Source organism: Facklamia sp. P13055 (assembly GCF_050409445.1).
Taxonomy (GTDB): Bacteria; Bacillota; Bacilli; order Lactobacillales; family Aerococcaceae; genus Facklamia.
This window is the reverse complement of record NZ_JBNUPL010000030.1, coordinates 1-11,469: the sequence shown is the minus strand read 5'-3', so window position 1 is coordinate 11,469 and position 11,469 is coordinate 1. Positions and strand designations below refer to the sequence as shown.

The window sequence follows — 11,469 nt, the reverse complement described above, 5'->3', positions numbered from 1 at the left end:
TTTTTTTATTTTCATGTGATTTATAACTAAAATAAAGACAACCCCTTTATTTGAGATTAACTCACAAAGGGTTTGTCTTCAGTCTGAAACGAATCCTGCATAGGATTCGTTTTTGTTTTAGTATTGCTTACGATCACCGTACATATAAGGGTCAGCTTCTGAGAACATATAGGATCGGTGATGGTAACGCATAGAGAGTATCAGACCCACTCCGACCATATTGGACAGTATAGCCGATCCCCCTTGAGAGATAAAGGGTAATGGTACTCCCGTAATTGGCAGTAAACCGATAGTCATGCCCACATTCTCTAGAACGTGGAAAAGAATCATGGTAATAACTCCTGCAGAAATATAAGTATAATACTCATTTTGAGTCTCAAAACAAGTTTGAACCATTTGATAAATCAAAACAAAATAAATCACCAGAATAATCGCCGCACCAAAAAAACCAAAATTTTCACCAATAGTCGTAAAAATAAAGTCTGATTCACGAACCGGAACTGGCACTTCGGAAATGCCAAAGCCCTTACCATAGAGTTGACCAGATCCAATCGCTAAGATCGATTGAACCAGTTGGTAAGATTCACCTCTGGTGTCTGAGAAGGGTTCTAACCAAGTAGTGATCCGGCCTAACTGATAAGGTTGGAAGCCGATTTTCAGTAAGGCATCTGGGAATAAGACGGCCAGTAAGATTAATCCCCCACCAACAATGAAAACAACTGAAAAAGCTGGAAATAAAATTTTCCATGAAACACCGGATAAAAGAATCAATCCAGCGATAATAGACAGCATGACCAAGTTAGTTCCCAAGTCATTTTGCATTTGCACTAATATTAATACAGGTGCGGAAGCCAATAAGAGTTTACCAATCAAGATAAAGTCGCTTTGAATCGTTCGATTAGTATTTTGATTATTGTGTTCGGTTACCAATCGTGACAGATAAACTATCAAGGCTGGTTTCATCAACTCTGAAGGTTGAAAAGATAAAGAACCTAATTTGAACCAAGATTTAGCTCCCGTCATGATTGCTGTTTGGCGATCATGGAAAAAAAGGACGAGCACCAGTAAAAACAGACCAATACCGTAAAAGTAAATAGATAATTTCCAATACTGTTCACTATCAAACTGCATAACGATAATAACGACCAGAGAACCTAAGGCGTACCACAAGGCTTGTTGTAAGGTCGGCCCGATTCCTTGGTTGGAAATCATTGCGGTAGTTGCATATACAACGGCTAAGCCCACTAAACATAACAACAAAACAGTTAAAACAATGCCATAATCAATTCGATTTTCTTGATAACTAGCAATTCTTCTATTTATTTGCATTAATATTTCTTCCTCCTTAAGGATAAGACTTAATCGATGGATTTGATAGATCGAATCATTTCATTAAAGTCTCTTATTAACTGCCTTAAAATCTAAAGTTAGAACATTTATAAAAGCGCCGATAAAAAATATGAGACAATTTAGATAAATCCAAAACATGATGACTAAAATTGCACCCAAGGCAGTGTTACTATTAAGTGATTGATTAAATTGAATAATGGTTCCAAATAATTTACCTAAAAGAGTAAACGTTAATACAGAGAATAAGGATCCTGGAATAGCTTTAGTATATTTTAATTGATGATGCGGTAAATAGGTATAAACAATCACTAGAAAAATAAAGAGGAAAAATAAAGACCCCCAACTTCCCCCTCTTAACCAAGTAAACAAAAAGCTCAAATCACTTCTTAAATACTGGTCAATCCAAGTCAGTAAATACTCACCGAAAGTAAAAATAAAGGTTGAAACTAAAATAACTAAGACGCTGACTAAGGTAAAAAGATAGGCAAATAAGCGTTGAATCAAAAAGTGTCTCTTACTCTTTACCCTATATATTTGATTGAGCACTCTTTGCAAGGCATTAAACACATTGGAAGCAGGCCATAAAGCTAAGACTAAACCAATTGGCACCCAGCTAGTAGAAGCTGTTTGATAGTACTGTTGAATCATTGGGATTAAGGACTTAGCCACTTGTCCAGGCAAAGAAGTTCTCAAAAAGACAATGACTTCTTCATAAGAATAAGGTAAGAGCACAATCAAGTTGGAAAAGGCTAAGAGAATAGGAACAACGGCTAAGAGAATAAAGTAAGAAACTTCCGCCGCGTATGAGCCAAAAGAAAGCCCATCAAGCTGCTTTTTTATTTTGACAACTAAGCTTTTGATTTGGTCTTTAGACTTGGTATTTAACAACCCCATTTAGGCTACTCTCCCTTCTTATAACTTCTATAGATTACCATAATCATTGAGTAATTGCACTTGAATGTCTAAGCAAAATCGATAAATTCAATCGGATTGCTTAGACAATAATTGGCAATAAGGTTATAATTAAAGAGAATAAAGAACGGAGGGAATTTATGTCTAACGGTGTTACTTTTTACTTTATGCGGCACGGTGAAACGATATTTAATCACAATGGTCAAGTGCAAGGTTGGTCCGATGCCCCCCTAACTGCTAAAGGAATTGAGCAAGCAAGAGCTTCTGGTCGTGGCATTGCAGATATCCATTTTGATGCGGTTTATTCCAGCGATTTACACAGAACGCAAGAAACTCTCCGCTATGTTCTGGATGAAAACCATCACAAAGACCACTACGAAATCCAATTAATGAAGGAATTACGGGAAGTCTTCTTTGGTTCATTTGAAGGTCAACCTGCTTCCAATCTGTATGATGCAGTGGATGAGCATTTATTGGCCGGTGGTATTGACGTAAAAAAAATGGATAAACCAATTGAAATGCCTAAATTTCTAAAGCTAGTAAAACATTTAGACCCTGAACATTGGGCTGAAAATTATGTTGAATTTTGGGATCGGATTGAATCAGGACTTTTAATTCTATTAAATAAGCATGCGGGAACTAATCAAAAAATATTGATTATGAGCCATGGCATGGCCATTAGCAATCTAATTCACGGTTTAGTAGCAGATTTCGAGAGTGGACAACCCCTATCTAATTGTTCCCTATCCATTGTTGAATATCGTGACGGACAATTTCGTTTAAACGCCTTTAATCAAACTGAGCATTTTATCTACGATAAATAAGTCAGCCATTTTATAAATTAATCCTAAGCAATAAAAACACCGGGGCATTTACCCGGTGTTTTTTGCTTGAGAATTTAGAAACTAGGAAACCTTAGCCTGCATCCGATACATTTCGGCATACTGTCCATTTAAAGCCATCAATTCATGATGGTTACCTTTTTCTTTGATTTCGCCATTATCCATCAAAATAATTTGATCGGCATGCTGAATAGTCGATAGGCGGTGCGCAATGATAAAAGTTGTCCGACCTTTTTGTAGCACTTTCATGGCTGCTTGAATGATCGTTTCAGTCTCAGTGTCAATATGTGAAGTTGCTTCGTCTAAAATTAAAATCTTAGGATCAGCAGCCAGGGTACGCGCAAAGGAAATTAACTGCCGTTCCCCTGAAGAAAGGGATTGACCTTTTTCAACCACTACTTCATCGATCCCCTTTTCTAATTTAGCCATCATTTCTTTGGCCCCAACTTGTTCGATAGCCTGCATGATCTTTTCTTGGCTGATCTCCGGATCATTCATAGAGATATTACTAGCAATGGTTCCTGAGAAAAGGTAGGGCTCTTGTAGGACGATGCCCATATCGGCTCGAACACTCTCACGCGAAAAGTCTTGAATATCCTGGCCGTCAATCAAAATCGTTCCATCTTGTGGATCATAGAAACGGAAAATTAAATTAATTATCGAAGATTTTCCTGAACCGGTATGACCGACTAAACCAATTGTCTGACCAGGCTCAACTTCAAAATTAATATTTTTTAAGACTTTTTGATCGCCTTTATAGGCAAAGTTCACATTTTGAAAGCTAACACGCCCCTCACCCATTTCAAAGACTGCTGCTTGATCTTTTTCACTGGGGTGATCCATCAAGGAAAAGACCCTAGAGCCTGAAACTAAAGATTGTTGCAACATAGTCATTAAACGCACAATTTGTGTAATCGGATCAAAAAGGCGCGATACATAATTAATTAACACATATAATTTACCGACAGAAATACCTAAGATGCCCTCTAAGTATTGAGTTCCTAAATAGGTCACTACCAATAAAATACCCATATTTTTTAATAAATCAGCCAAGGACCAAGAGAGTCTAGAATCAATCTTTTGGGATTGGAGTCTTGATTGATACCATTCTTCATTGGTTGCTTCAAATTCATCATTGAGCATTTCTTCTTGTCCAAAGGCTTGAACAATTGTTACCCCTTGAATAATCTCAGCCGTTTTGCTGTTTAATTCAGAGATACTTTCACGCCATTTAGTATTGACTGGCGCAATTTTACGCATATAAATAACTTGCCAAACGATAAAAAGTGGGATGAATAAAAGAAAGGCTAAACCAATTTTTAAATTGACGTAGAGTAAGGCGGCATAAATACCAATGACCGTCATTAAGTTAATCAACATACGGTTACAAAAGTTTTGATAAAAGGACTGACGCAAAACTTCCGTGTCATTGACAATTCGAGCCGCAATTTTTCCAGCCGGTTTATCATCAAAGTATGAAACCGGTAGGGTTTGCATATGCTGATGGGCTTGATCCCTCACCTTTTTACTCAACTGATTGGCCACAAAAGCCATTAAAATATATGCAGAGTAAGAAAGGACTGCCGAAGAAACCAAAATCAAGACATAGCGAATGAAGAAGCTAATTACCTTGCCTTGTTCAATGATTTGATTATTACTGACTTGATTGGCTGCATAATCAATTAAATCTTTAGCTAATAAAGGAGCATAAACAGAAAGGCCGACCGAAGCAATTAGGAAGAAAACACCTAATAAAAATTTCCATTTAGCATACTTCAAATAGGATAATAAACGTTTAAAAGTTTCCATTTTCGCCCTCCTCCATTAGTTGATTACGATACTGTTGGTAATACCAACCTTTAGTTTTTAATAGTTCTTCAGGTTTTCCTCTTTCAATGATGCGCCCATCTTCTAAGACTAAAACTAAGTCTGCATGCGAAACAGCTGAAAGACGATGGGTAATGATAATATTGGTTTTATCTTGACGTGCTGCTTGAATATTTTTAATGATAGCCGTTTCGGTTTTAGCATCTACTGCAGACAAGGAGTCATCCATAATTAAAAGCTCCGGCTTACGAATTAAAGCACGGGCAATCGCAATTCTTTGTTTTTGTCCACCTGAAATGGCTACCCCTTTTTCACCAATTAAGGTTTCTAAGCCCTTATTCATATGGGCCATATCCTTAGTAAAATCAGCTGCTTCAATGGCCTCGTTCAGCTCCGCTTCTGTCGCATCAGACTTTCCAAAAAGAATATTATCTTTGACTGAGCGAGAGAAAAGCACATGGTCTTGAGGAACATAACCAATCAAACTAGCTAATTGTTCAAAATGATAATCAGCAATCGGATGGCCGTTAATCTTTAAGGATTCAGGATCTTCAACAGGATACTGGCGTAAGAGTTGTCGCACTAAGGTCGACTTACCTGAACCGGTTTTGCCAACAATTCCTAAAGTTTGACCCGCCTTTAAAGAAAAATTGATGGCTTGAATAACTGGCTCTTGATCATCAGGATAGGCAAACTGAAAATCTTTGAAATCAATTTGTTCAATCTGACTAATCGATCGGTCGCCTTCTTTGCCAAAGAGATCATCAGCCTCTTCGATTTCTTGAATCTTACGGTGTGAAACTTGACCCTGTTGATAGATCGCAATCAAATCAGACATCCCCCAAATCACTTCATTAAACATACCGAGATAAATTTGGAAGGTAATCAATTGACCAATTGATAATTGGCCTTGGTTGACGTAGTATGCCCCTAAGGCCAGACCAATCCCTGTGGAAAGGCCAGAAAAGATACGAGCAGAAGGTCCAAAAAAACCAAATAAGAAGTTCATCACATTGGTTTGTTTGACAACATCTTTGGTTCTTTCTTGAAAACGCACCTGCTCTAAGTCTTTCTTTCCATAGGCTCGGATTACGCGTACCCCATCAACTGTTTCAAGCACTTCGTTAGACAATTTAGCTACCGCATCGCGGCTGGCTTCATAGCGTTTATCGGCTTCTTGTCCTAGGAAATGAATGATCACCCCAAAAAGAATTAAAGGAATAATTGATATTAAGGTCAATTTCCAGGAAATAGTAATAAACATGACTAAAAGAATTGAAACCAGCCAAGATCCATCTGAAATGATAATTAGAAAACCATAAGCTAATGTTTCCCCCAAACGATCTATATCTGAAGTCATCCGCGTCATTAAATCACCCGAGCGGTAATTTTCATAAAAAGGTAATTTTAAATAAGTGAGTCGGCGAAATAATTTTTGACGGACTTGCTTGGTGAAAAGTGATGAACGACCAAAAAGAATCACCAACCAAGAAGCCTCTACGATATAATTTGATACAGCCGCTACTGAGAAAACGGCTAAATAAAAAATTAAAGTCTTTGAATCTAAAGATTTTTTGACAATGGCATCAATGAATAATTGAATAATATAATTGGGAACGATAGCTAATAAGCCTGATAAAATGGCTAGTAGGCCGCCAATGAAATAAGCCATTTTATGTTCCTTAATAAATTGATATAATGCTGCTAACATCTCTCTCCTTCTTCCTAGATCCTTTCATAATAAGTAAGCATAAAAGACACCTATTTAAGGTGCTCCTTAAATAGGTGTCTTTTTGCATAATGACAGACTCCTAGATCAATTAGCTAGTGAGTCTTCCTATTTATTATGAAAGGAGTTTTTGTGATAATTAAATGAAAGACAAATAAGTTCATAGTGTTCATCGTTTTAACTCCTTTCTAAATTTAATGAATCTATTGTATACCTTTTCATATAATCTGTAAACACTGATTTCATTTTATTTGCAATTAATTGTCAATAGCGTATCGTATAATTAGAGTTACTATTTAATTAGGAGGTTTATTTATGAAAATTGTTGTTCTAGAAAACTTAAAAGTCCCCCAAGAACGGATTGAAGAACTGGCAAAACCTTTAATAGAAGCAGGCCATGAATTTAAATATTATCCTGAAAAAACGACAGACCCAGACGAAATGATTAAACGCTGTCAGGGAGCAGATATAATAACTTTGGCAAACAATCCTTTTCCCGAAGAAGTCTTAGATCAATTAGACATGGTGAAATATATTAATGTCGCTTTTACCGGTGTCGATCACATCCCTTTAATTCAAGCCAAAGATAGAGATATTCTCGTTTCTAATGCAGCAGGCTATGCCAATACAGCAGTAGCCGAATTAGTCCTAGGGATGACGCTTAATTTATTACGTCAACTCAAGGCTAGCGACCAAGAAGTAAGAATGATCGAAGACTTTCCTGGTATTCGGCAAGGCTCTGAAATTAAAGGCAAGACGGTAGGAATTATTGGAACTGGAAAAATTGGTAAAGAAACGGCTAAATTATTCAAGGCCTTTGGCGCTAACTTAATGGGATTCAATCGCAGTCGTGATCAGGAATTAATCAATATGGGAATGGATTACTCCTCCTTAGAAGAATTACTAGCTAAGAGTGATATCATCACTATCCACCTTCCACTTAACCGCGAAACCCAGCAATTCTTTGGAAAAGATCAATTACAAGCTATGAAAAAATCAGCCGTTTTGATTAATTGCGCTCGCGGTCCAATCATTGATAGTGATGCCCTAGCCCAAGCCTTAAAGGATGGAGAGATTGCTGGAGCCGGAATTGATGTCTTTGATAGCGAGGCACCTCTTCGTGAAGACCACCCGCTGCTAACCGCACCAAACATCCTACTGTCTCCTCATGTTGGTTACTTTACCCATGAAGCGATGGATTTAAGAGCTCAAATCGCTTTTGAAAACATCTATCGTTATCTTGAAAATCAACCACAAAACTTAGTTTAATACTCCTTATAAAAAAGCACCCTAAAAAATAGGATGCTTTTTCTCTTTCAATTTGAACCAGTTAAATAGCTTAGTATAATTCATAGATTACATCGAATAAGTCTTTATCTTTTTCAATTTTCGCCTTATTCCCAATAACTGCTAAAGTGTAATCTTGAAGTGCGTTTTCTAATCCATCTGCTAAATCATTTAGTTGCTCATTCGTTACTGCAATCATCTCTTCTTTTAACTGACTAATCATTCGATAATCTAAGCCAGTTAAATGCAAGGTGAAGGCTTCTACTCCTTTTTCGTGTGCTGATTTAGGACGTTCTAATGGTGAAAGACTGCCAATGATATTCTTAAGTAGCTCGCTTTCTGAAAGCTCTAATTGGCGCACATAAGCAGGAATCGCTAAATAACTTTCTACTGATTGGCGGATATTAGGATCACGATAGGACATCATATATAAAGAACCTAACCGATCATGACCATAACCAGAACCGTAGGCTCCACCTTGTACACGAATGGTATTCCAAAGATAGCCTAAATTCAATTCATTGCTCAGGACCTTAGAAGCACCTGAATACTGTAGGTGGTCACTAGCATCAGCCGCAAGACCAACATAGTTGACATCTTGAGCGGTGACAAAGGCTTCATTTTGTTTCTTGCCAGTTGGATAAGTTTGCAAAGGCCCTAAATCTTTTGATGGAAGCTGATTAAACGCTTTAAGCACCTTATTTTTAACCAAACTTGCTCGCTCTTGATTACCGGTATATAAAATGTTTAGACGGTTAAAGTTAAGAATTTTTTGATAGCTAGTCTTTAATTGGTCTAATAATCGATCGCCTTTTCCTTCTTTGAGTAAGTCACGGCATTCTTTTAAATAATTAAAGAAATCAATGCCTGAAGTCATTTGTTCTAATTTAAGAGCTGGCTTATACTGGCTCAGTGCGCGTTTAAGGGCTAAAACATGAGCCCCAAAGTTTATACGGTTTTCAAAACCGGCAATTAATTCTTGGATGATGCGTAAGATTTCTTGCTGATCTTCAATCAAGGTCGAAGTCATAATTTCTTGCATTAAGTCGATCAAATGATCGGATGAAGCTTCCAGTGCTTTTCCATTTAAGGCAAAATAGGTTTGAATACTACCGTCTAATTTGGGAACGATATCTACTGAGGCTAAGATGCCACCGGTGTGGGTATCCATTTGCCGTTGTAATTGATCAGAAGAATAGTTTTTTGTAGCAAGGCCTGACATCAACTTGGCTAATAATGAAAGGCGTGAGTATTCTTCGACTTCAAGATCACGAATATCCCAATAAAGCGATAAGTAATCAATGCCTGAGGTGAATTGGTCTGCATGATAAAACTTACCTTGACTCTTTTCAAGCGGATTAATTGTCAAAGGTAATTCTTCTGTTTCTGTTGTTAAGTCTTCCTTAGTTAACATAGGGATTTTAGCTAAATCTTCTGGTTTATCGACCGATACTTGACGTTCAATTAAGGCTTGAGTGGAAGCTACCAAATCTTCTACCTCTTGTTGAGAGAGTTGAGACTTGTATGCTTGTAGTTCTTGATCTTGCTTGGCTTCTTTTTGATCACTTAGTCCTGGACTTGCCTCAAGCGTGATTGCCACACGGTGGTTATTGTTTAACAATTTTTCTTCAATTAATTTTTCAAAGTAGCCCTCTTTGGCAAGCTTTCGCAATTCTGTTAACCTCTCAGAGAAGGAAAGAATGTCAAAAGGTGAAAAGTCGTACAACCAGGTTTGGTAAGCCGATAAGGTATAAAAAAGGCCGCGAGGACGTGATTCTGAAATGACTCTTTCTTTCAAACGGAAGCTAATTTTATTAATGGAAGCTTGAATAATTGCTGGATCAATTCCTTCATCAACCAATTTAGCTAAGGTTTCTTTAACAACCTTTTTAAAGTCCTCCATCTTATTAGCAGACGAGTACTTAGCTAGAATCATAAAAACTTCAGTATAACCAGGTAAATCATGCCCTCCACTGATGTCGCCACCTATTTCCGCATCAAGGAGTGCTTTCTTCAAGGGAGACTGGTTATTACCGAATAAAATTTCTTCCAAAATTTCAAAGGCCATGGCTTCTAGTAATCTGTCAGCAGTCGAAACATGCCAAGCTAAACATAGATAGTCTTTGTCAGCTGGGTCATCTCCTTCAGTGATCGAATAGTGTTTATTTATTTCTTTTTGACTTGGCTCTTGGATATTAAATTTTAAATCTACAGCTGGTGTTTTGCCTTTTCCTGAAAAGTATTCTTCTAACCTCTCAAAAGCATGGTTGATATCTAAGTCACCATAAAGAACGGTTAATGAATTGCTTGGATGGTAATATTCTTGATGGTAGTCCACAAATTCTTTTTGGGTTAAATCTGTAATAGCTGATGGTAGACCACCTGATTCATATTGATAAATAGAGTCTGGATATAAGGATTGACTCATGGCATGATACATTTGATCATCCGGTGAAGCCATCGCCCCTTTCATTTCATTATAGACGACCCCTTTATAAATCAGCTCATCCTCAGCCTTTTCTAAATGATAATGCCAACCCTCTTGCGCTAAAATTTGAGGATTTTGACGGAAATTCGGTTCGAAAACGGCATCTAAATAAACGCTCATCAAGTTGCTAAAGTCTTGGTCATTCGTTGAAGCGACAGGATAAATGGTTTTATCGGCAAAAGTCATAGCGTTTACAAAGGTATTCATCGATCCTTTGATAATCTCTACGAAAGGTTCTTTAGACGGATATTTTTTAGACCCATTGAGAACTGAATGTTCGATAATATGCGTAATTCCATTGTCACTATATGGCGGTGTTTTAAAGCCAATGGTGAAAGATTTATTCTTATCTTCATTTTCGAGATATAGAACTTGAGCCCCCGTTTCTTCATGGACATATAAATGTCCCACCGAGTGAATATCTGGAATGTTTTGACTTTCTATTTTGTTAAATGTCATTATATGACCTCCTAATTAATTGTTTACTTTCTCATTATGGCATAATTGTAAGCCCTTTAAAAGAATTTAGAAGTATTTAGAAGCGATAATTTCTGCTATAATATTATAAAAGGAGTGATTGAATGAAAAATATTTTAACAACAACTTTAGTGGTTCTTGTTTTAAGTTACATAATCCCTGGGATTGTTGTCACTAGTTTATTGTCTGTCATTATTTTTTCTATTTTATTGGGATTAGTAAGTGGAACTCTAGGACGTTTATTAAAGTTTGCAGGCTGTGCCATTAATTTACTGACCTTTGGTTTCTTCAACCTTGCTATTAATGCTTTTATGATTCAATTAGTAGACAGTATGTTGGATGGTATTCAAGTTGAAAACTTCTGGTACGCAGCTTTACTGTCAATCGTTATTAGCCTCTTCTCTACTTTCAATCAGAACGAAGATATAAAACAACACAATAGAATCTAGTTCCATTTTAAAAACAAAAAGACAAGGTTTGCCATGGCAGACCTTGTCTTTTTTGGTTCTATAATTTATAGGGTTGATGGCCGAAGGCCTCAACTCTATTTTTTACTT

At 37.0% G+C, this 11,469-nt stretch carries 8 protein-coding genes; 3 read left to right on the top strand and 5 right to left on the bottom strand.

Going from position 1 to position 11,469, the window contains the following annotated elements; translation table 11 throughout:
* Positions 1-117: 117 nt before the first annotated feature.
* Positions 118-1,329, bottom strand: coding sequence for an FtsW/RodA/SpoVE family cell cycle protein (locus tag ACQV2O_RS07950; RefSeq protein WP_428874133.1), 1,212 nt, complete (start codon positions 1,327-1,329; stop codon positions 118-120).
* A 63-nt stretch (positions 1,330-1,392) separates the two neighbouring features.
* Positions 1,393-2,244 (bottom strand): YihY/virulence factor BrkB family protein, encoded by an 852-nt coding sequence (locus ACQV2O_RS07945; protein ID WP_428875498.1) that lies wholly within the window; start codon positions 2,242-2,244, stop codon positions 1,393-1,395.
* A 158-nt stretch (positions 2,245-2,402) separates the two neighbouring features.
* On the opposite strand from ACQV2O_RS07945, the gene ACQV2O_RS07940 reads away from it, so the two are divergent.
* Positions 2,403-3,086 (top strand): histidine phosphatase family protein, encoded by a 684-nt coding sequence (locus ACQV2O_RS07940; protein ID WP_428874135.1) that lies wholly within the window; start codon positions 2,403-2,405, stop codon positions 3,084-3,086.
* 81 nt (positions 3,087-3,167) lie between these two features.
* Here the strand turns inward: ACQV2O_RS07940 and ACQV2O_RS07935 are convergent, their stop codons facing one another.
* Positions 3,168-4,913, bottom strand: coding sequence for an ABC transporter ATP-binding protein (locus ACQV2O_RS07935; protein ID WP_428874137.1), 1,746 nt, complete (start codon positions 4,911-4,913; stop codon positions 3,168-3,170).
* Positions 4,900-6,642: an ABC transporter ATP-binding protein gene (locus ACQV2O_RS07930; protein WP_428874138.1), complete on the bottom strand. Its 1,743-nt coding sequence runs from the start codon at positions 6,640-6,642 to the stop codon at positions 4,900-4,902. The genes ACQV2O_RS07935 and ACQV2O_RS07930 overlap by 14 nt, the downstream gene beginning before the upstream one ends.
* Positions 6,643-6,975: 333 nt before the next feature.
* Here ACQV2O_RS07930 and ACQV2O_RS07925 point away from each other — a divergent pair, with 333 nt between their 5' ends.
* Positions 6,976-7,929, top strand: a complete 954-nt coding sequence (locus ACQV2O_RS07925; protein ID WP_428875497.1) for an NAD(P)-dependent oxidoreductase — start codon at positions 6,976-6,978, stop codon at positions 7,927-7,929.
* A gap of 70 nt (positions 7,930-7,999) precedes the next feature.
* Here the strand turns inward: ACQV2O_RS07925 and ACQV2O_RS07920 are convergent, their stop codons facing one another.
* Positions 8,000-10,894 carry an insulinase family protein gene (locus tag ACQV2O_RS07920; protein ID WP_428875495.1) on the bottom strand — a complete coding sequence of 965 codons (2,895 nt, stop codon included), beginning with the start codon at positions 10,892-10,894 and terminating at the stop codon, positions 8,000-8,002.
* Between the two features lie 122 nt (positions 10,895-11,016).
* Between ACQV2O_RS07920 and ACQV2O_RS07915 the strand changes: the two genes are divergently transcribed.
* Complete coding sequence (locus ACQV2O_RS07915; RefSeq protein WP_428875494.1) at positions 11,017-11,361, top strand: phage holin family protein; 345 nt, start codon at positions 11,017-11,019, stop codon at positions 11,359-11,361.
* Positions 11,362-11,469 lie beyond the last annotated feature (108 nt).